Below are 20,224 nucleotides of genomic sequence, written 5' to 3' on the forward strand. Positions count from 1 at the left end.
CATGACCATCGGCACCCGACTCACCGAGGTCGAAAACCAGATCGCGCAGGCCATCGACGCGCACCCAGACGGGGCGATCGTCCGCAGCCTGCCCGGCATGGGCACCACGCTCGCCGCGGAGTTCCTCGCCGCCGCAGGAGGCCTGGAACGCTTCCCCACGCCGGGCGCGCTGGCCTCCGCCGCCGGCCTGGCACCGGTCCTGCAACAGTCCGGGAAAATGAACTACCAGCGCCGGTCCTACGCCGGCAACCGCGCCCTCAAACGAGTCTTCTATCAATCCTCGTTCTGCGCGCTCCAACACGACGAACTGTCCCGCACCTTCTACGACCGCAAACGGAAAGAAGGGAAACGGCACCACCAAGCGCTCATCGCGCTCGCCCGCCGTCGCATCAACGTCCTGCACGCAATGCTGCGCACCCGAACCGAGTTCCACCGACCCACAACAGGAGCCGCCGCCGCTTGACAACCGCATTAGGAAGCCGCTCCGGCGGTCGCGGCGGGTCGCCGGGCCCGCCACCACAGGAGCAGCAGCGGCAGGACCGCGACCGTGCCGACGGCCCAGACGATCCCGGCCCGGTCCTGCTCGACGGCGAGCTCCGGCACCCACGGCAGGGCCAGGCCGCGGAAGTAGGTCGCGGCGAGCACGTCCGGGCGGGCGAGCAGAACGGCGCCGACGGTCGCGGGCAGGGCCAGCACCACGCCCGTCGCGAGCCACCCGCCGGCCGGGCGGCGGGCCGCCAGTACCGCGGCGACGAGGCATCCCGTCGACAGCAGGAGCAGGTCGACGACCTGACGCCCGCCCTGGGACGGCAGCAGCCGGTCCAGCAGCCCCAGCGGCAGCGCGACCAGCACCGCCGCGAACACCGCGACGGCGGGCAGCGGCCGGCCCAGGACCCGGACGAACGGCCTGCGCCGCACCCACGCGACGCCGCCGCTCCCCCGCGGGCCCAGCGCCCGGCGGGTCAGGTCCAGCGGCGCCCCGGCGACGAGCAGGGCCGGGGCCACGAACGCCAGCAGCACCTGCGCGACCGCGGCCACCGTGAGCATGGCCGCACCGTACCGGCCGAGCCCGGAGGACGTGGCGACGACGATCACGGCGCAGCCCCCGACCCACGCCGCCGTCCGCGGCCACGGCCAGGTCCCGCCGCGCCGCCGGACCCGCCGCAGGCCGGCGGCGTAGCCCAGCAGCAGGCCGGCCGCGAGCAGCACGAACACCAGGTCGAGGCGCCCGGCCAGGAGGAACGCGGGGCCCGGTGCGGTCAGCTCGTAGCCGAGGACCTCCCCGGTCCGCGACGGCAGCGCCTCCTCGGCGGGCTCGGGCGGCGCGGTGCGGCCCAGGCCGACCGCCAGCCCGATCGTGGCGAGCATCAGCACCACCTCGGCCCCGCCGAGGCGCAGCAGGGCACGGCGGTCGCCCCGCGCGGCCGCGGGGACCGTGTGCCGCCGGTGGGCGTACCCGATCGCGCCGAGCAGCACCAGCGCGCCCGCCTTGCCCGCGGCGAGCGCGCCGTAGGGGCTGAGCAGGGCCGCCGGCCCGAGCGGGACCCGGATCGCCAGGTTGGCCGTGCCGGACACCGCCATCAGGGCCCAGCACCCGGCCGCGACCGCGGAGAACCGCGGCAGCGCCACGGCGAGCCGGGCCGACCGGGACAGCGCGAGGGCCAGTACGGCGACCAGCCCCCCGACCCAGACCGCGGCCGCGACCACGTGCAGCATCAGGCTGTCGGTGGCGATGTCGTGGGAACCGCCGACCGCCGAGTGCCCCGAGGCGGCCACGGGCAACAGCCCGGCCACGGCGGCCCCGAGCAGCACCACCGTCGCGCCCCAGCCGAGCACCGCCCGCCCGCCGAGCGCGATCACCGCCGCGACCAGCGCCGCCGCGACCCAGGCGCCCGCCGTGGGCAGCAGCGCGACCGTGGCGAGCAGCGGGCCCGGCGCCAGGACGTCGACGACCGGACGGCCGAGCGCCTCCGCCGCGGTCAACGGCACCATCAGCAGCGCCGCGACGGCCCACACCCCGGCCGCGACCGATGCCGCGCGGACGGCCCGGTAGCCCTCGACGTCGAGGTAGCCGCTCACCTGCGGGGGCACGAGGGCGGCGGAGAGCAGCAGGAACCCGACGGTCAGCGCGGCCGCCACGTCCGCCACCACCCGGACGGCGGGCAGCCCGTACCGGGTGAGCTCGCCGGCGTCGGGCAGGCCCAGCACGTCGGCGATCGATCCGCCGGAGAACGCGACGACCCCCGCGGTCACGAGCAGGCCGGCCGCCGTGCCGGCCACGACGACCGGCAGCACGGTGGACCGCCGAGGTGGTGCGGCGAGACCGACCGGCGCCGTCGACCCGGTCATCCGCCCAGCTCCGTCATCCGCCCAGCCTAGAAGGGAGGGTGGACGGCCCACCCGGGCGGGAGGGCCGAACTTCTACCGCGGTCAGTAGACACCCGCCCGGTCCGACGGAGCGCGCCGCCGCGCGGCTGGTGGCCGCCGCGGTCCGAGCGGTTCGTCCGGGCGCTCGGGGACGACCCGTACGTCGGACCGGAGGCGGCGTCGACCGCGCCGCGGGACACCGGGAGGGGCACGCGGGACACTGGGGGCCGCGGGACACCGAGGGCCGCGGCGCGGAACCGCCCGTCGCCTTCTACAGTTCGTAGACGACCACACCCCGTCCGGTCGAGGAGGGCAGTCGCGGCGATGAGCTCCGCACCGATCGTCGAGCCGGGCCGCCCGGTCGAGCTGACCGTGTCGGGGATGACGTGCGCCGCCTGCGCCGCCCGGGTCGAGCGCCAGCTCAACAAGCTCCCCGGGGTGGTCGCCGGCGTCAACTTCGCCACCGGGCGGGCCACCGTGACCGCGGGCCCGGAGGTCTCCGACCGGGTGCTGGTCGACACCGTCGAGCGGGCCGGCTTCGGCGCGGAGCCGCTCCCCCCGGACGGGTCGGGTGACGCCGCCCCCGGCGACGACGCCGGACGCGCCCGGATGCTGTGGCGCCGGCTGCTCGTGTCGGTGGTGCTGTTCGTCCCGCTCGCCGATCTCTCGATCACCTTCACGGTGCTCCCGGAGTGGCGGTTCCCGGGGTGGCAGTGGCTGCTGCTCGCGCTCGCCGCGCCGGTCGTCGGCTGGGCGGCCTGGCCGTTCCACCGGGCCGCGCTCGCCGGCGCCCGGCGCGGCACGTCGACGATGGACACCCTGGTCTCGCTCGGGGTGCTGGCCGCGACCGGCTGGTCGGTGTACGCGATGTTCCGCTCCGCCGGCCCGCCGCCGGACGTCACCGGGCTGGCCCTGCTGCTGCGCGGCGAGGACGCGATCTACCTGGAGGTCGCGGCCGGGCTCACCGCGTTCGTGCTGGCCGGGCGCTACTTCGAGGCCAAGGCGCAGCGCTCCGCCGGCACCGCGCTGCGCGAGCTCGCCGCGCTGCGGGCCGCTGACGTCGTGCTCGTCGCCGAGGACGGGTCGCACCGCAGCATCCCGATCGGCGCGCTGCGCGTCGGGCAGCGGTTCCTGGTGCGGCCCGGCGCCACGGTGGCCACCGACGGGCGGGTGGAGTCCGGCCGGGCCGCGCTGGACACCGCGGCCATGACCGGCGAGTCGGTGCCGGTCGAGGTGGGCCCCGGGGACGCGGTCGTCGGCGGCACGGTGGCGCGGCAGGGGTCGCTGGTCGTCGAGGCCACCGGCGTCGGGCGCGACACCCAGCTCGGGGCGATGCTCCGGCTCGTCGAGCGGGCGCAGACCGGCCGGGCGTCGGTGCAGCGGCTCGCCGACCGGATCTGCGGCTGGTTCGTGCCCGCGGTCGTCGCGCTGTCGGCGGCGACCTTCGGGGGCTGGCTGCTGCTCGACGGCTCGCCGGCGCGCGCGTTCGCGGCCGCGCTGGCGGTGCTGGTCGTCGCCTGCCCGTGCGCGCTGGGCCTGGCCACCCCGACGGCGCTGATGGTGGCCTCGGGTCGCGGCGCCCGGCTGGGGATCTTCGTCAAGGGGTACCCGGCGCTGGAGGCGACCCGCTCGATCGACACCGTGGTGCTGGACAAGACCGGCACGGTGACCCGGGGCCGGATGGCGCTGGCCGGGCTGGCCTGCGCCGACGGCGTGGGACGCGCCGACGTGCTGCGGGCCGTCGGCGCCCTGGAGCAGGACGCCGAGCACCCGGTGGCCGCGGCGATCGTCACCGCCGCGCGGGCCGAGCTGGGGACGCTCCCCCGGCCCGGGGACTTCCGCAACGAGGCCGGGCTGGGCGCCACCGGCACGGTGGACGGCCGGCGCGTCCGGGCGGGCCGGGCCCGCCTGTTCACCGACCTGGGCATCGCCGTGCCGCCCGCACTGGACGCCCGGCGGACCGCCTGGGAGCGCGACGGCCGCAGCACGGTCGTCGTCTCCGTCGACGACGTCGTGGTCGGGGTGCTCGCGCTCGCCGACGAGGTGAAGCCCTCGGCCCGGCACGCCGTCGCGGCCCTGCACGGGCTGGGGCTCACGACCGTGCTGCTCACCGGCGACAACGCCGCCACCGCCGCGGCCGTGGCCCGCGAGATCGGCGTCGGGTCCGTGGTGGCCGAGGTGCTGCCGGCGGACAAGGCCGAGCAGGTGCGGCGGCTGCAGGCCGGCGGGGCGCGCGTGGCGGTCGTCGGGGACGGGGTCAACGACGCCGCCGCGCTGGCCGTCGCCGACCTGGGCATGGCCGTCGGCACCGGCACCGACATCGCGATCGACGCGGCCGACCTCATCCTGGTCCGCGACGACCTGCGGGTGGTGCCCGACGCGATCCGGCTGTCCCGGGCCACGCTGCGGACCATCCGGGGCAACCTGTTCTGGGCGTTCGGCTACAACGTGGCCGCGATCCCGCTGGCGGCGCTCGGCCTGCTCAACCCGCTCGTCGCCGGGGCGGCGATGGCCCTGTCGTCGCTGTTCGTGGTGTCCAACAGCCTGCGGCTGCGCCGCTTCTCCCCCGACATCGAGGAACGTTGATGCCCGCTCCCCCACCGCCCGCGGTGCTGGCCTGGATGCCGCCCGCCGACCAGCCGCCGCTCACGATCGAGCGGATGCTGACCGCCTGGACGTTCGACCCCGCGATGGTGCTGCCGGTGCTGGTCGCGGCCGGGCTCTACCTGTGGGGCGTGCGGATGCTGCGCCGCCGCGGCGACGCCTGGCCGGTGCTGCGGACCGTCTACTGGTTCGCGGGGCTCACCCTGGTGTTCCTCGCCACCTCGTCGGCCCTGGGGGTCTACGACCGCACGCTGTTCGTGGTGCCCGCGATCCAGCACATGCTGCTGCAGATGATCGCGCCGGTCGGGCTGGCCATGGGCGCCCCGGTCACGCTGGCGATGCGCACGTTCCCGGCCGTGTGGCGGCGCCGGGTGCTCGCCGTCGTGCACAGCCGGCCGATGCGGTTCGTCGGGCACCCGGCCATCGCGTTCGCCCTGTTCGCGATCACCCAGTTCGCGTTCTACTACACCCCGCTCTACGAGCTGTCGCTGCGCAACGTGTGGCTGCACGACCTGTCGCACGTGCACTTCGTGCTGGTCGGGTTCCTGTTCTTCTGGGCGCTGCTGGGTGTCGACCCGGTGCCGCACCGGCCCCCGTTCTTCTTCCGGTTCATGCTGGTGCTGGGCCTGGCCCCGATGCACATCCTGCTCGGCATCCCGATCATGCTGATGAAGGAGCTGCTGGCCGAGGACTTCTACGTCGAGGTGGCCCGGGACTGGGGGCCGACGATGCTGGACGACCAGGCCGTCGGCGGCGGCATCCTGTGGGGTTTCGGCGACGTGTCGGCGGCCGCCCTGATCGGCGCGTTCGTGCTGCAGTGGTACCGCTCCGACGAGCGCGACGCCCGGCGCACCGACCGCGCCCTCGACCGCCGCTACGGCGCCGGGCCGACGATGCCCCCGTGGTGGCTGGAGCCCGAGGAGCAGGCGCACCGCGCGGCCCAGGCCCCGCCGGGGCGGGAGGGTCCCTAGTCGGGCCGGGTGCGGCTGCGGCGCAGCGTGTCCAGCAGGTCGCGGTGGGCGGCCGCGTCCTCGTCGGCCGGGTCGGCGCGGAACTCCGCGAGCTGGTCGTGGCGGTGCCACTGGACCAGCAGCACGACCTGGGCGGTGACCAGCATCAGCTCGCCGAGCACCAGCGACAGCACACCGGCCAGCCGCTGGTCGGCCAGGAGGTCGAGCGACCACGGCAGGCCGAGCGCGGCGTAGTGGGCGGCGGCGACGGCCGTCGGACGGGTGATCAGCAGGATCGCGAACACCACGTGGAACGGCATCACGGCGAACACGACACCGAGGCGACCCAGGTGCGGGAGCCGGCGCGGCGCCGCGTCGGCGCCCACGACGACCCAGCAGAACTGGTAGCCGATCACCAGGACGACGGCGCTCAGCGCCGTCCGGGACCAGTGCTCGGCGATCAGCGTCTCGAACAGGCCGGTGAGGTAGAACAGGTAATAGGAGCCCGCGAACAGCACGGCCGCGAGGCCCGGATGGGCGAGCAGCCGCGCGGGCCGGGAGTCGACCAGCGCCAGCAGCCGCTCGTGCGGCCCGGGCGGCCGCCCCTCGTCCGCCGGGACCAGCGCCCGCAGCGCCAGGGTCACCGGGGCGCCGAGCACCAGGGCCAGCGGGGCGATCATGTTCAGCGCCATGTGGGCGACCATGTGGCTGCTGAACACCGCCGGGCCGTAGACGCCCACCCCGGACGACGTGGCCAGGACGACGACCGCCCAGCCGGCCGCCCAGGCCGCGGTGCGGGCCGCGGGCCACGGCCGTCCGGCCCGGCGCAGCCGGCGCACCCCCGCGGCGTACAGCACCACCGCGACCAGCGCCACGACGCCGAACAGCAGGTCGGGCCGCCAGGTCGCGAGCAGGCCCGGCAGCGTCGGCGCGACCGGCAACGGGTAGCCGATCGCGGCGTCCACCGGGCCGGTGGACGGCCGCGCGGGCGGGACGGCGAGCAGCCCGGCCGTCGCCGCGAGCGTGCCGGCCAGCAACCCGGTCCGGACACCCCGCCCGCCCCACCGGCGCACCGTGACGAGGCCCAGTGCGGCCACCACGACGAGATCGACCAGGACCGGCACCCCGGCGGCGGTGCCGGTCGGCCGCCCGAGCACCCATGCCGCGGCCGCCCCGGACAGCGCGAGCACCGCCCAGCACCCCGCCGCGAGCGGGCGCGGGGCCCCGCCCGGCCGGCGCACCTCGGCCGCGAGCCACACCGAGGCGGCGACGACGTGCAGCAGCAGCGCGTTGCCGGCCAGGTCCAGATCCGGCCCGGACGTCGCCGGCGCCGCGACCACGAGCAGCACGAGTACGGCGAACGCGACGGCGGTCAGCGCGACGGGCACCGGCCACCCGCGCCCCGGGCCGGTCGCCGCAGCGGGCAGTGCCACCGCCCACCGCCTTCCGTCGGGACCACCCAGGTGCCGAACGCGAACTTCTACCGGGCATAGTAGAACCGCCGATGCGACGCCGATCCCGGGGGCCACATGCCACGCACTGACTCGTCCCACATCGTGGGTACACCCCGCGGGGGCGCGTCCGTCGTGGCGGTGACCTGGGCCGCCGCCGCGGCGGCGCACGTGGTCGTCGGGCTCGACGGCACCGGAGCGGGCGCCGCGTTCGCCTTCACCCTCGCCGTGGTCGGGGCGGTGGGTGCGGCCGCGCTGCTCGTCCGGCCCCGACCCGAACTGCTGGTCGCCGCCGCCGTCGCCGGGGTGGTCGGGGTGGGAGCGTTCGCGCTGCCGCTCATCGTGTCCGTCCTCGGCGTCGGCGGTCCCGTCGCCGATCCGGTCGACCCGTGGGGGATCGGCGCCTTCCTGGTCGACGCGCTGACCGTGCGGCTCGCGGTCTTCACCCTGCGGCGGGCGGAGCGGTCGCGGCCCCGGTGAGCGGCCGTACCGCCCGGCGGCACGCGGTGAGCGCGACCCGGACCCCGACGCCCACGCCCACGCAGGCGACCACCACCAGCAGCGGCGGCAGGTACGGCAGCAGCTCGGGGTAGACGGCGTAGTGGGTCAGGTAGATCGCCAGCGACGCCGCGGCGATGGCACCCACCGGCCTCATCAGCACGGTCGGGAGCGCGATCCGCGGTACCAGCAGGAGCACCAGCAACCCGGCGGTGACGACGGCGGCGCGGCCCGGGTCGTCGAAGAAGCCGGGCACGAGAACCAGGATCAGGGCCGCCGCGAGGAGCCGCCGGGGACCGGTCGAGCTGCGCTGCACCACCCAGCCGAGCACGAACAGCCACAGCACCAGGTGGGTGCTCATCAGACGATCGGAGAACTCGTTGCCGGTGTCCGGGAACAGCCGCCCGACCAGCGCGAGCGCCAGCAGCGCCACCGCGAACCCGAACCCCCGGGCCTGCTCGGCGCGGCGCACCGCGGGGATCGCGAACAGCACGGCCAGCAGCAGCGAGATCTGCACCACCACCTCGACGTACCAGTAGCCCCAGGCGCCCGGATCGAGGAACTGGTTGAGCAACAGGGCGTTGACCGGATCGACGTCCTCGTCGGACCGTGCGCGCCAGGCGATCCACAGCATCGAGGGGACGGCGACACCCAGCACCCCGCGCAGGATCGCGCGGCTGGTCCCGCCGCCCGGCCGCCGGGCCAGGACGAACCGGGCGAACGCCCAACCCGTGATCCCCAGCAGCAGGTGCGCCCCGCCCTTCACCTCGAACAGACCCACGTGCGAACCGACGACCAGCACGATCGCGGCGGCCCGCAGCAGCACGCCGGTCTCCGTGGTCGTCCAGAACCGGCGGTGGCGCGGGAGCCGCTCCAGGACTCCGATCGGGACGTCGTCCCAGCCGGGCGGGAGGTGCCCCAGAACGCGCTGCAGCTCGACGGTCATCTGCACGTAGCGCAGCGAATCCCCGCCCAGACCGACGAACGTCGCGTCGTCAGGAGGGTCGGGCAGCGCGAACACCGCACGGAACGCGTCGCGGACGGTCCGGGGCCGCGCCCGTGCGCGCCACCCGCGACGGCGCTCGGGCGGCGCGGCCGCCAGCTCGCGGACGGCACCGTGGTCGATCTTCCCGTTCGGCCGCCGCGGCAGCTCGGGAACCGCGACGACCCGGACCGCGCCCGGCGGCAGCCCGGTTCGGGCGGACACCCACTCCCGGACCTGTCCGGGATCGGCCCCGTCGGCGACCACGACCACCAGCTCGTCGCCGACGCCCGCGCAGGCCGCGGTGCGCCCGTCCCCGGCGAGCAGCCGCTCGAGCTGTTCCAGGTCGATCCGCAGGCCGAACGGCTTGACGATCCGGCTGCGCCGCCCGACGATCTCGTGCAGCCCGTCCGGGCGGACCCGGGCCAGGTCACCGGTGCGCAGCACGTCGAGGTCACGGCCGCGCGCGAGATCGGCCGGGACCCGCGCGTACCCGAGCATCACGTTGGGCCCTCGGTAGAGCAGCTCGCCGACACCGCCGGCGTCGGGCCGCTCGATCTCGAAGGAGCCTCCGGCGATCGGGATCCCGACCGCCGACGGGGCGGTCACGGCCAGCGCGGGCGGCAGGTAGGCCATCCGCGCGGTCGCCTCGGTCTGCCCGTACATCACGAACAGCTCCCACCCCTGGCGGTCCCCGAGCTCCGCGTAGCGGACCACGGTCCGCGGGTCCAGACGTCCTCCCGCCTGGGTCACGTACCGGAGCGCGGGCAGCCGCAGGTCCGCGAAACCGATCCGGTCGAGCAGCTCGAAGGTGTAGGGCACGCCGTGCAGGCTCGTGCCGCCCTGGTCCCGGAACCAGGGGAAGAAGCCCGGGTCGGTCACCGACCGGTCCGGCAGCAGCACGGCGGCCCCCCGCAGCAGGTTGCTGTGCAGCACCGACAGGCCGTAGCAGTAGTGCAGCGGAAGGGTCAGCGCCGCCCGGTCGCTGTCGCGGATGCCGAGGTACCCGGCGATGGCGGCGGCGTTGGACGCGATGTTGGCGTGGGAGAGCCGGACCAGCTTGGGCGAGCCGGTGGACCCCGACGTCGACAGCAGGACGGCCAGGTCGCGGTGCAGCTCGTGGACCGTGGTCCGGCGCCGCTCGTCGAGCACCCACCCGCCGTCCCGCCGCGCCGCGACGACGTCGGGATCGTAGTGCCGGGCCAGCGCCGCGAACCCGTCCCCGGCGCCCGCGAGCAGCACCGGATGACCCGCGCGCAGCGCGGCCAGGTAGGTGACGACCGTGTCGACGTCGTTCGCCGCCTCGAGCAGCACCAGGCGGCGGGCACCGGCGAGCCGGTCGGCCGTCACGTGCACCCGGTCGGCGAGGTCGCGGTGGCTGACCGGTTCCCCGTCCGACGTCACCAGTGCCGTCCGCTCGCCGTGCGCGGACAGCATGGCGGCGAGGGACGGCTCCCCGACGACCGGAAAGGTGCTCACCCTGTCATTGCATAAGGTCAGCCTCACCTTGTCTATCCGCCAAGACGGGCCGCTTCCGCGCTTAGACTCGTCTACACTGCCTCGACATGGTGTCTATCCGCGGTGCGAGCCCCGACTCCGACCGCGACGCGGGTCGCCCCGGCGGCCCGCTCACCGTCACCGCCGCGCGGGCCCGCGGGCGGATGCTGTTCTTCGGCCCGGCGATCGTCGCCGCCATCGCCTACGTCGACCCGGGCAACTTCGCCACCAACTTCTCCGCGGGCGCCGAGTTCGGGTACCTGCTGCTGTGGGTGATCATCGGGGCCAACCTGCTCGCCATGCTCATCCAGACCCTGTCCGCGAAGCTCGGGCTGGCCACCGGGAGGAGCCTGCCCGAGCTGTGCCGCGACCGGTTCCCGCGCCCGGTGTCGCGGGGGATGTGGGTACAGGCCGAGTTCGTCGCGATCGCCACCGACCTGGCCGAGGTGATCGGCGGCGCGATCGCGCTGAACCTGCTGTTCGGGATCCCGCTGTTCACCGGCGGGCTCATCACGGGGATCGTCGCGTTCGCGCTGCTGGCCCTGCAGAGCCGGGGGTTCCGGCCGTTCGAGCTGGCCATCGCCGGCCTGTTCGGCGTCATCCTGCTCGGGTTCCTGAGCACGGTCGTGCGGATCGACATCGACCCGGGCGACGCGGCGGCCGGGCTGATCCCGGCGTTCGACGGGACCGACAGCCTGCTGCTGGCGACCGGCATCATAGGCGCCACCGTCATGCCGCACGTGGTCTACCTGCACTCGGCGCTCACCCAGGGCCGGATCCGGGCCGACACGGTGGCCGAGCGCCGGTTCCTGCTCCGCCGCCAGCAGGCCGACGTCGCGGTGGGCATGGGGCTGGCCGGGCTGGTCAACGCGGCGATGCTGGTCATCGCGGCCACGCTCTTCTTCGGCTCCGGCGTCCCGGACACCGACACCCTGGAGGGCGTGCACGCGGGGCTCGGGCGGGTGCTCGACCAGCCCGCCGCCTTCGCCTTCGCCGTCGCCCTGCTGGCCTCGGGCTTCGCCTCGTCCGGCGTCGGGACCTACGCCGGTCAGGTCGTCATGCAGGGGTTCATCCGGCGCAGCATCCCGCTGCTGGTGCGCCGGTTGCTGACGCTGAGCCCGGCGCTGGTCGTGCTCGGCATCGGCGTGGACCCCACCCGCGCCCTGGTGCTCTCCCAGGTGGTGCTGTCGTTCGGCATCCCGTTCGCGCTGGTGCCGCTCGTGCTCCTGACCCGCCGCCGGGACCTGATGGCCGAGCTGGTCAACCACCGGCTGACCACCGCCGTCGCCGGGCTGGCCGCCCTGGTGATCATCGGGCTCAACGGCTTCCTGATCTGGCGGACGGTCACCGGCGCCTGACCGGGCGGCGACCCGCAGGCCGGGACGTCGCGGCTACCCGCCGGCCGGGACGTCGCTGTGGACCTGGACCTCGTCGCCGACCTGGAGGTAGTCGAAGAACGCGATCGCGTTGTCCCGGGTCAGCCGCACACATCCCGCGGAGCTGGTCTGCAGGCTGCCCTCGTGGAAGGCGATCCCGCCCGGGGCGAAGAACACCGAGTAGGGCATGGGGCTGCCGTACTCGCGGCTCACCCAGTCCTTGGCCTTCCACTCCACCTGATACCGGCCGGGAGGTGTGGGGTCGTACTCGTCGCCGATGCTGACCGGAACCGGGCCGCGCAGGATCCGGCCGTCCTGCACCAGCCACGCCTTCAGCGCGATCAGGTCGACGCAGGCGCGGGCGGTCACGGTGCACGGCGTTCCCGGCACGAGCGGGGCGGCGGGTGGCGCCGGCGCCGCCACGGCGGCCACCACCCCGGCGGAGAGCATCAGCGCCATGACGCCGCCGATCACCCCGAGCCGCCGGACCTGACGGGTACCCCTGGATCGCGCGCGCATCGAACTCCTCACTCCGTGTGTTGTCGATACAACGCTGCGCAGCCGCCGAGGTGACGGCCACCCGTACGGGTAGGGTCCGCGCGTGCCCGACTGGCTCACCCCGGCCCGACCGGCGTCCCCCACCGTCGTCGACGACCCGCGGCGCCGCCGGCTGATCGTCGTCGAGATCCTGGTCGTCCTCACGGTCACCACCGGGCTGTCCGCGGCCCGCAGCGCGCTGAGCCTGGTCGACGCCCTGCTCGATCCCCTGCCGCTGGCCCAGCAGCAGGTCGTGCTCAACGCGCCCGCCGCCCGCGCCGAGCTCGTCGACCTGGCGTTGCAGCTGGTCCGGGTGCTGCAGCTGGTCGGCTGGGGGGCGCTCGGCGCCTACCTGCTGCTGCGCGCCGGGTTCGCCCTGCGGTCCGTCGGCCTGGACGCCACCCGCCCCGGCCGCGACGCCGCGGGGGCGGTGGGGCTCGCGGCACTCATCGGGATCCCCGGGCTCGGCCTCTACCTGCTCGCCAGGGCGGCCGGCGTCAGCACCACGATCGCCCCCACCACCCTCGGCGACACCTGGTGGGAGCTGCCCGTCCTGGTCCTCTCGTCCGCCGCGAACGCCTGGGCCGAGGAGGTCGTCGAGATCGGCTACCTGCTGACCCGGCTCCGCCAGCTCGGCTGGTCGGAGAACCGCGCGGCACTGGCCTCGGCCACCCTGCGCGCCTGCTACCACCTCTACCAGGGCGCGAGCGGCTTCGTCGGCAACCTGGTGATGGGCCTGGTCTTCGCCCGCTGGTGGCAGCGCACCAACCGGCTGTGGACGCTGATCGGCGCGCACACGCTCATCAACGTCGTCGCGTTCACCGGCTACGCGCTCCTGGCCGGCCGGGTCCCCTGGCTGTGATCCGTTCCCGCCCCGTCGGCTGAACACCGGTGGGCCACGGCGCGCCGAACCCCCCATCCGGTACTTCCCGGGCCATAGTGCGCGTCGACGGTCGGCCCACCGGTGGCCCGGCCCCGACGGTGGAGGACCCGGTGCGCAGGACTGCGGTGATCGTCGTCGCGCTGTTGATCGCCCTGCTGGCGACCACGGCCCCGGCGAGCGCGCAACCCCCGCCCCCTCCCCCCAACCCGTCCGACGGGCAGCTCGGGGCCAGCCGGGAAGCGGTGCTCGCCCGGGCGGCCGAGCTGGGCAGGCTGTCCGGGATCGCCGCCGAGCTGGACGCGCAGGCCGCCGAGGCCCGCGCCGCGCTCGACCAACGGCGGGAGGAGGCGTTCCAGCGGTTGCTCGAACAGCGGGCCGCCCAGGACGCCGCGGACGCGGCCACGGCGCGCGTGGACGCGGCCCGCGTCGAGTCGGCGGCCGCGGTGTCGGCGATCGACGTCGCGCAGGCCCGGCTCGACGCCTTCGCCACCTCCACCTACCAGCAGACCCTCGATCTCGGGCCGCTGGGCCTGCTGACCAGCGCGGAGAACCCCGCGGACCTGGTCGAGCGGGCCGAGCTCACCGCCCTCGTCGCCGGGGAGCAGCTCCGGGCGCTGGACGCGTTGCAGCGGGCCCGGATCGGTCGGGCCAACGCCGAGTCCACGGCGCGGGCCGCCGAGGAGGACGCCCAGGCCCGCCGGGCGGAGGCGGAGCGCAGCAGCGCGGCGGCGGAGCAGGCGGTCGCGTCGGCGACCGCGGCCGCCGACGAGCAGCAGGCCCGCCTGCAGGAGCTCGACGGCCGGCGGGCCCAGGTCGAGGTGGAGCTCGCCGGGCTCCGCACCGCCGACCAGGGACTGCGCGAGCAGCGCGGGCAGTACGAGGCCTACCAGCAGCGGGTCGCCCGCGAGGCCGAGGAGGCCCGGCGGCGGGCCGCGCAGGCGGCCGCCGCCGATCCACCGCCGACCGACGCCCCGCGCGCGGGGCCCGGGGTCGCCGCCCTCGGCCCGCAGTACACCTGCCGGGCGGGGGTGCCCAGGTGGGGGCCGGTGAAGCCGTGGGTCTCCGAGGCGGGCCAGCTGCTGCGGTGCCGTTTCGGCATCGGCAGCGTCGGCGGTGTCGGGCCCCGGCCCAACGTGTCCGACCATCCGGTCGGCCTGGCCCTGGACTTCTTCGTCGACCGGCCCACCGGGGACGCCATGGCCGACTGCGCGCTGCGCAACCGCGGCGTCCTGGCGATCAAGTACGTGATCTTCCGGCAGCGGATCAACAGCGGCTCGGGCTGGCGGCAGATGGAGGACCGCGGGTCACTCGTCGCCAACCACATGGAGCACGTGCACATCTCCTTCGAGGACCGCCCGGGAGGCTCGCTCGCCTCGGTCGCCTGCTGACCGGACGGGCCGGCTAGGAGTGGCGACGTCGTATTGTGAGACACGTCTAACTGCGATGACATGCCTCGGCTACCATCTCGGTTTGTGCACCTCGACTGCTGTTCCCGTCCGCACACCGACGCCGTCGAGGACTACCTCAAGGCGGTCTTCGACCTCTCGGCCCTGCACGGGGCCGCGACGACCTCGTCCCTCGCCGCGCTGCTCGACGTCGCGGCGCCGTCGGTGTCGGCCATGCTCAACCGGCTGGCCGCCGACGACCTGGTCGCCCGACCGGCCGCCCACCGGGTCGAGCTGACCGCCCACGGTCGGCGGCACGCCGTCGCCGTCGTCCGCAGGCAGCGGATCATCGAGGAGTTCCTCGTGCGCGCCCTGGACGTGCCGTGGGAGGACGTCCGCGCTGAGGCGGAACGCCTCGGCCACGCCGTCAGCGGGCGGCTGCTGGAGCGGATCGACGCCCATCTCGGGCACCCCACGCACGACCCGCACGGCGACCCGATCCCCCCGGCCGACGGCGAGCACGACGAGGACCGGCCCCCGCCGCTGTCCGCGGCCCGGCCGGGCACCCACGTCGTCGTGAGCCGCGTGTCCGACCGCGACGGCGACGCGTTGCGCCACCTGGGCGGGCTCGGGATCCGGCCCGGGGTCGGCCTGGACGTCCTCGAACGGGCCCCGTTCGACGGGCCGCTGTGGGTGGCCGTCGACGGGCGCCGCATCCCGCTGGGCAGCCGGCTCACCGAGCTCGTCTTCGGAGGAACCCCGTGACGACCCGACGACGCTTCCTCACCGGTGCCGGCGGGGCCGCCCTCGTCGCCCTGCCCCTGCCCGCCGGGGTGGCGGCGGCCACGCCCCCGCCGGCCGCTCCCCCGGCGAACGGCCCCGACGGACACGGCACGGGCCACGCGATGGGCGGCGCGAACGGCGCGACGTTCCGCGGCGGGCAGGGGGTCGACCACGCGGCGAACGGGTTCGACCCGCGCACCCTGCTGCGCGACTTCGACTACGGCACGGTGACCGTGGAGGACGGGCGGACCGTCCGCACCTGGGAGATCCTCGCCGAGGACCGCGAGATCGAGGTCGCGCCCGGGGTCCGGTTCCCGGCCTGGACGTTCAACGGGCGCGTCCCCGGCCCGACCCTGCGCTGCACCCAGGGCGACCTGCTGCGGGTCCGGTTCGTCAACGGCTCCGAGCACCCGCACACCATGCACTTCCACGGGGTGCACCCGGCCGACATGGACGGCGTGCCGTTGGTCGGGCGCGGGATCATCTCCCCCGGCGAGGAGTTCACCTACGTCTTCGACGCCGAGCCGTTCGGGCTGCACCTCTACCACTGCCACGTCGGCCCGCTCGCCGAGCACATCGCCCGCGGCATGTACGGGTGGCTGTGGACCGTTCGCCGGCAGACCACGACCTCACCGGGAGGGCTGGTCGACAAGGGGACGAAGGGCAAGCGCGCTCGGCTCGTGCCGATCATCGCCGAGGTTCGACCGATGCTCGAGGTCCGGCTCGCGGAGGCGGCCGAGCGGCCGAGCGGGCGCGTCTTCGTCGGGCCGCGAGGCGGCCGGGTCAGCACGGCGGTTCTTCGGGACGCGACCCATTGGGACGAGGTGGTCAGCTCGCTGGGCTTCGAGCGACTCCGTCGCCACGATCTCCGACACACCGGCCTGACCTGGATGGCCGACGCGGGCGTTCCCGTCCACCATCTGCGCAAGATCGCCGGTCACGGCTCGCTGACGACCACCCAGCGCTACCTGCACCCCGACCGGCAGGCGATGACGGACGCGGGGCTGCTGCTCTCGGCCCACCTGATCGCGACAGCCGGATCTGCACAGCTCCGAGCCGTACCGAGCTCGTCGACCCGGAGCTGGTTCCCGCCATCCTCATGATCCCGGTCCGACCTGCGGGGAGGGCCCGCCGACCGGTCCTCTCGCCGCACGTGCGGCCGGCACCCGGTCGTGCAGCTCGGCCACCTCGGGCACGTCGTGCGGACCAGTCAGGCGTCGTCCAGCTTCGTCACGCGCCACCCGTTCGAGGGAACCAGGCGACCAGAGTCCGCGCGGCCGGGTCGGAGATCTGCCCGCCGGCCGATCTCGTGACCTCGGGCGAGGAGAGCCCTGAAGTGGGCCCGACGCCACTCGCGATGGCGCTGTTCCAGCGCAGGCGGTCGCTCGCCCCGACGAGTCGGCGGTCGGCCGCGCGAGATCGCGGACGCTACCGAGCCTCATTGGTTACAGTGCGTGGCCATGCCCGTGAAGTACCCCCGGAACGTAGACGACGCCTGGCAGCGGCTGCGGTCTCTCCGCCACAGCCCACCCGGCTTCGCCGCCCGAGGCGAACGCAAGGACACCTTCTCCGCGGCGCTGGAGCAGTCGGAGCAGTTCTTCCGGGCTTCTGACTCGGTGGGCTACGAGAGCAAGCCTGTGATGCTGTACTACGGACTCAGCCAGGCGTCCCAGGCGATCCTTGCAGCCAAGCAGGACCCGCGCGTCACCAAGCAGGCCGCCACCGGCCACGGCACCGACTGTCCGAACCGCGGCCAGATCACCGACGTTGGCGATCTCAAGGTCTGCGACGCGCGGACCAGGAGCGGCGCACCGCCGAAGGGCGGAGCGTTCCAGCTCCTCGGAAGCGTGCTCGACTCACCAACCCTGCCTGCCGGCGTTCCACTGCGGCAGCTCTGGATCAGCCTGCCCGAAGGCGTCAAGCTACCCCCGACGAAGGCGGGCAACCTGTTCGGAGCTGCGCTGCTCGAACGACATGACGGGCACGACTACGGCAAGGCGTTCCAGGCAACGACCGGTCGCGTCGGAACGCTCGCGCACCTCCCGTACGACCTCATGCCGCTCGACGTCGCCGAGGTCGAGCGGCAGATCATCGAGCGCTACCCGTCGCTGCGGAACTTCCGCGTGATGCCCAACTGGCAGGGCTGCCCCGATGTCGCGCACTGGGTGTTACTGCTCGACCCGCAGGGACTCCGGGCATCCCTGTCGTTCGACCGCGGGGACCGGCCGATGGAGCACCGCGAGATGTTCGGAATGGTCGACCTGGGACCACGGGTCTACGGCGACGGCACGACCAAGTGCATCTGGATACTGCCGACTCTGGCCGGCAACACGGCCCCGCTGCATCCCCTCGCGACCTGATACGCGGTCTTGTTCGGACTGTCCGAACTCGCCCGCTACCAGCCGACCACCTGGGCCAGGGCCATCAACATCAACACCTCGGCCGACGCCACCGCGCTAGAACACATCATGGGTACCGCGCACCTGGCGTGCGTGAACCTCGTCGCCGAGCTGTTCGAGATCCGCCACCCACCGCATGACAATCCGCCAGAGGGATGGCGCCGGCACACCGAGCGAGTCCTGACCTGGCAGCGGCAGCAGATCGCCATCAGCGAGCCGTGACGGACGCCGGGCATCTGCTCTCGGCCCCCTGAACGTCATACCCTGTTCTGCACAGCTCCGCGGCGGATGGGCGCCTCCGGTCCCAGATGGGTCCCAAGCAGTCCCGAGTCCCGTAGACGGTCATCGTTCTGGGGCCGTTCCGGATCCGTCCCACGAGGATCGATGTCTACGACGTCCGCCCTGTTCAGGAGCACGAAACGGGCGGCTCCCCGTCGAGAGGAACCGCCCGTTCCGACCGTCGGGACGACAGGATTTGAACCTGCGACCCCTTGACCCCCAGTCAAGTGCGCTACCAAGCTGCGCCACGTCCCGGCCGCCCCCGAAGAGGCTCGATCAGCCTACCCCACCGCTGAACCCGGGCCTCGCCCGGCCGGTCGTGGCTCCCCCCATCACCGGGTCGCCGCACCTGCTGGACGCCGATCCCGGTTCCCCGGCATCCGCGACCCCGCCATCCTGCGCGCAGCCGGTGCCGGCCACCACCGCCTTCGGTCGCCCGGCGGGGGCGACCTTGGTGGGTACCGGCCGGTAACTACGCGTGCGCGGGCGCGTGCTCGAGCGGGAACCGGGCCGACACCGCGAACCCGCCGTCGGGCCGTGGGCCCGCGGTGAGCCGGCCCCCGGCGGCGCCGACCCGCTCGGCGAGCCCGGCCAGCCCGGCACCGCCGCGACCGACGACGTCACGGGGCTCGTCGGGGGCGGTGTTGTCGATCCGCACCGTCAGCTCGTCGGCGGCGCACCCGACCTCGACGCGGACGGCCGCGCCGGGGGCGTGGCGCGCCGCGTTGGTCAGTGACTCCTGCACCACGTGGTAGGCCGCCCGCCCGAGCTGGGGGCACAGCCCCGCGGCCCGGTGGTCGTCGACCAGCTCGACGGACAGGCCCGCGTCGCGCCACTGGGCCACCAGTGCGTCCACCTCGGCGAGGGTGTCGGCGGGATCGGCGGGCGTTGGGAGCGGACCGCCGGCCAGCCCGAGCGCCCCCCGGACCTCGGCGAGCGAGCGCTTGGCCAGCACCCGCAGCTCGTCGGCGGCGCGGCGGGTGTCGTCCTCGCGGGTCGATGCGGCGAGCGCGGCCGCGGTGACCGCGATGAGCGTGATGTGGTGCCCGACGGCGTCGTGGATCTCCCGCCCGATCCGGTCCCGCTCCTCGGCCCGCGCGGCGTCCGCGCGGGCGGCCAGTGCGGTGTCGCGCGCCCGGGCCAGCTCGGCCAGGCTCTCGACCAGCCTGGCCCGGGTGCCCACCAGCATCCCGACCACGGTGGCCGCCCCGGCGTTCACCACCACGTAGCCGACGACCAGCACGCCCTGGTTCCACCGCAGGTCCTGGGTGGCGAACACCGGCGCCACCGCCGCGACGACGGGCAGGACCAGCCACGCCGCCAGCACGGGGCCCGACCGGTGGTGGCGCCCGAGCCGGTAGAGCGCGACGAGCGCGGGCGGCCATCCCAGGCCACCGGCCAGCCCGGCGAGCGTGCCGAGCACCGCCACCGGCGGCCACAGGTGCCGAAGCGGCAACAGGGCGCACCCCACCAGCGCCGCGGGCACCGACCAGGAGAACGCCGGCTCCCCCAGCACCGCCACCCCGGCGGGCACCAGCACCGCGAGCGACTCCCGGCCGACGATCCGCGCCCACCGCATCCGCTACATCCCCCACCCCTGCGCCAGCAGCGCCGCCTGCACCCGGTTCTCCGCACCCAGCTTCACCAGCAGCGCCGAGACGTACTTCTTGACGGTCGCGGGGGCGAGACCCAGCCGCGCCCCGATGGCGGCGTTGGGCTCCCCCGCCGCCAGGCCGCGCAGCACCTGCTGCTCGCGCAGCGTCAGCTCCGTGGGCGGCCGGGCCGGAGGCCGCCCGTCCAGCCGCGGCAGCAGGCGCGCGGTGATCCTCGGGTCCAGCACGGCGCCGCCCGCGGCGAGATCGAGCACCGCGCGGACCAGCGCGTCGGGCTCGGCGTCCTTGAGCAGGAAGCCCTGGACGCCGATGCGCAGCGCCTCGGTGACGTACTCATCCAGGTCGAACGTCGTGAGCACCGCGGACGGCGGCGCGTCCGGCCGCGCGCACAGCGTCCGGAGCGCGGCCAGGCCCCCGCCGCCGGGCATCTGGACGTCGACGAGCACGACGTCGGGGCGGTGGCGGTCGACCTGGGCGAGCAGCGCGTCGCCGTCGTCGGCCTCGCCCACGACGCGCACGCTGCGACCGACCTCCAGCACCGTGCGCAGCCCGGCCCGCATCAGCGGCTCGTCGTCGGCCAGCACGACGCGCACGGCCGCGTGTTCCCCCCGGTTCACCCG

The 20,224-nt window shown here is 75.0% G+C and carries 17 protein-coding genes and 1 tRNA gene; 11 read left to right on the forward strand and 7 right to left on the reverse strand.

Translation table 11 applies throughout. From position 1 onward, the window contains the following. Position 1: 1 nt before the first annotated feature. On the forward strand, positions 2-463 hold the full coding sequence (locus PHY01_RS27180) for a transposase (protein ID WP_218030218.1): 462 nt from the start codon (positions 2-4) through the stop codon (positions 461-463). 8 nt (positions 464-471) lie between these two features. Here the strand turns inward: PHY01_RS27180 and PHY01_RS18305 are convergent, their stop codons facing one another. After that, a complete protein-coding gene (locus PHY01_RS18305; protein WP_141280231.1) occupies positions 472-2,349 on the reverse strand; it encodes a cytochrome c oxidase assembly protein in 1,878 nt (625 codons plus the stop codon). 342 nt (positions 2,350-2,691) lie between these two features. On the opposite strand from PHY01_RS18305, the gene PHY01_RS18310 reads away from it, so the two are divergent. Then, positions 2,692-4,953, forward strand: coding sequence for a heavy metal translocating P-type ATPase (locus PHY01_RS18310; protein WP_141280232.1), 2,262 nt, complete (start codon positions 2,692-2,694; stop codon positions 4,951-4,953). After that, positions 4,953-5,942: a cytochrome c oxidase assembly protein gene (locus tag PHY01_RS18315; protein ID WP_141280233.1), complete on the forward strand. Its 990-nt coding sequence runs from the start codon at positions 4,953-4,955 to the stop codon at positions 5,940-5,942. The genes PHY01_RS18310 and PHY01_RS18315 overlap by 1 nt, the downstream gene beginning before the upstream one ends. On the opposite strand, the gene PHY01_RS18320 is transcribed toward PHY01_RS18315, so the two are convergent. Beyond that, positions 5,939-7,354: a cytochrome c oxidase assembly protein gene (locus PHY01_RS18320; protein WP_170183875.1), complete on the reverse strand. Its 1,416-nt coding sequence runs from the start codon at positions 7,352-7,354 to the stop codon at positions 5,939-5,941. The two genes, PHY01_RS18315 and PHY01_RS18320, sit on opposite strands and share 4 nt — an antisense overlap. A gap of 159 nt (positions 7,355-7,513) precedes the next feature. Here PHY01_RS18320 and PHY01_RS18325 point away from each other — a divergent pair, with 159 nt between their 5' ends. Further along, positions 7,514-7,852, forward strand: coding sequence for a hypothetical protein (locus PHY01_RS18325; RefSeq protein WP_141280235.1), 339 nt, complete (start codon positions 7,514-7,516; stop codon positions 7,850-7,852). Here PHY01_RS18325 and PHY01_RS18330 read toward each other — a convergent pair. After that, complete coding sequence (locus PHY01_RS18330) at positions 7,815-10,331, reverse strand: AMP-binding protein (protein WP_218030219.1); 2,517 nt, start codon at positions 10,329-10,331, stop codon at positions 7,815-7,817. The two genes, PHY01_RS18325 and PHY01_RS18330, sit on opposite strands and share 38 nt — an antisense overlap. Positions 10,332-10,417: 86 nt before the next feature. On the opposite strand from PHY01_RS18330, the gene PHY01_RS18335 reads away from it, so the two are divergent. Then, positions 10,418-11,707, forward strand: a complete 1,290-nt coding sequence (locus PHY01_RS18335; protein WP_141280236.1) for an Nramp family divalent metal transporter — start codon at positions 10,418-10,420, stop codon at positions 11,705-11,707. A 33-nt stretch (positions 11,708-11,740) separates the two neighbouring features. Here the strand turns inward: PHY01_RS18335 and PHY01_RS18340 are convergent, their stop codons facing one another. Continuing rightward, positions 11,741-12,244 (reverse strand): L,D-transpeptidase, encoded by a 504-nt coding sequence (locus tag PHY01_RS18340; RefSeq protein ID WP_170183876.1) that lies wholly within the window; start codon positions 12,242-12,244, stop codon positions 11,741-11,743. Between the two features lie 82 nt (positions 12,245-12,326). Here PHY01_RS18340 and PHY01_RS18345 point away from each other — a divergent pair, with 82 nt between their 5' ends. The 6 genes from PHY01_RS18345 to PHY01_RS18370 all read left to right on the forward strand — a co-directional run bounded on the left by PHY01_RS18345 (position 12,327) and on the right by PHY01_RS18370 (position 17,934). Next, positions 12,327-13,124: a CPBP family intramembrane glutamic endopeptidase gene (locus PHY01_RS18345; RefSeq protein ID WP_141280237.1), complete on the forward strand. Its 798-nt coding sequence runs from the start codon at positions 12,327-12,329 to the stop codon at positions 13,122-13,124. A gap of 131 nt (positions 13,125-13,255) precedes the next feature. Then, positions 13,256-14,533 (forward strand): coiled-coil domain-containing protein, encoded by a 1,278-nt coding sequence (locus PHY01_RS27710; RefSeq protein ID WP_246085991.1) that lies wholly within the window; start codon positions 13,256-13,258, stop codon positions 14,531-14,533. Between the two features lie 84 nt (positions 14,534-14,617). Continuing rightward, positions 14,618-15,295 (forward strand): metal-dependent transcriptional regulator, encoded by a 678-nt coding sequence (locus PHY01_RS18355; RefSeq protein WP_218030220.1) that lies wholly within the window; start codon positions 14,618-14,620, stop codon positions 15,293-15,295. After that, positions 15,292-16,416 carry a multicopper oxidase domain-containing protein gene (locus PHY01_RS18360; RefSeq protein ID WP_246085992.1) on the forward strand — a complete coding sequence of 375 codons (1,125 nt, stop codon included), beginning with the start codon at positions 15,292-15,294 and terminating at the stop codon, positions 16,414-16,416. Before PHY01_RS18355 ends, PHY01_RS18360 begins: the two co-directional genes overlap by 4 nt. Before the next feature lie 357 nt (positions 16,417-16,773). Next, a complete protein-coding gene (locus PHY01_RS18365) occupies positions 16,774-17,673 on the forward strand; it encodes a YaaC family protein (protein ID WP_141280239.1) in 900 nt (299 codons plus the stop codon). A 9-nt stretch (positions 17,674-17,682) separates the two neighbouring features. Next, positions 17,683-17,934, forward strand: a complete 252-nt coding sequence (locus PHY01_RS18370) for a YaaC family protein (RefSeq protein WP_141280240.1) — start codon at positions 17,683-17,685, stop codon at positions 17,932-17,934. 238 nt (positions 17,935-18,172) lie between these two features. Here the strand turns inward: PHY01_RS18370 and PHY01_RS18375 are convergent. From PHY01_RS18375 to PHY01_RS18385, 3 genes are all read right to left on the reverse strand, one after another. Further along, a tRNA-Pro gene (locus PHY01_RS18375) sits at positions 18,173-18,246 on the reverse strand. 217 nt (positions 18,247-18,463) lie between these two features. Further along, a complete protein-coding gene (locus PHY01_RS18380; protein ID WP_141280241.1) occupies positions 18,464-19,570 on the reverse strand; it encodes a sensor histidine kinase in 1,107 nt (368 codons plus the stop codon). A gap of 3 nt (positions 19,571-19,573) precedes the next feature. Beyond that, positions 19,574-20,221: a response regulator gene (locus PHY01_RS18385; protein ID WP_141280242.1), complete on the reverse strand. Its 648-nt coding sequence runs from the start codon at positions 20,219-20,221 to the stop codon at positions 19,574-19,576. Positions 20,222-20,224 lie beyond the last annotated feature (3 nt).

The organism is Pseudonocardia hydrocarbonoxydans, from assembly GCF_006539565.1.
Lineage (GTDB): Bacteria > Actinomycetota > Actinomycetes > Mycobacteriales > Pseudonocardiaceae > Pseudonocardia > Pseudonocardia hydrocarbonoxydans.

Bases quoted from the DNA above. Each gene is read 5' to 3' on its own strand.
- PHY01_RS18380 (WP_141280241.1), bottom strand. From the start codon at position 19,570: ATGCGGTGGGCGCGGATCGTCGGCCGGGAGTCGCTCGCGGTGCTGGTG.
- PHY01_RS18335 (WP_141280236.1), top strand. From the start codon at position 10,418: ATGGTGTCTATCCGCGGTGCGAGCCCCGACTCCGACCGCGACGCGGGT.
- PHY01_RS18310 (WP_141280232.1), top strand. From the start codon at position 2,692: ATGAGCTCCGCACCGATCGTCGAGCCGGGCCGCCCGGTCGAGCTGACC.
- PHY01_RS18315 (WP_141280233.1), top strand. From the start codon at position 4,953: ATGCCCGCTCCCCCACCGCCCGCGGTGCTGGCCTGGATGCCGCCCGCC.
- PHY01_RS18305 (WP_141280231.1), bottom strand. From the start codon at position 2,349: ATGACCGGGTCGACGGCGCCGGTCGGTCTCGCCGCACCACCTCGGCGG.
- PHY01_RS18340 (WP_170183876.1), bottom strand. From the start codon at position 12,244: ATGCGCGCGCGATCCAGGGGTACCCGTCAGGTCCGGCGGCTCGGGGTG.
- PHY01_RS18365 (WP_141280239.1), top strand. From the start codon at position 16,774: ATGCCCGTGAAGTACCCCCGGAACGTAGACGACGCCTGGCAGCGGCTG.
- PHY01_RS27180 (WP_218030218.1), top strand. From the start codon at position 2: ATGACCATCGGCACCCGACTCACCGAGGTCGAAAACCAGATCGCGCAG.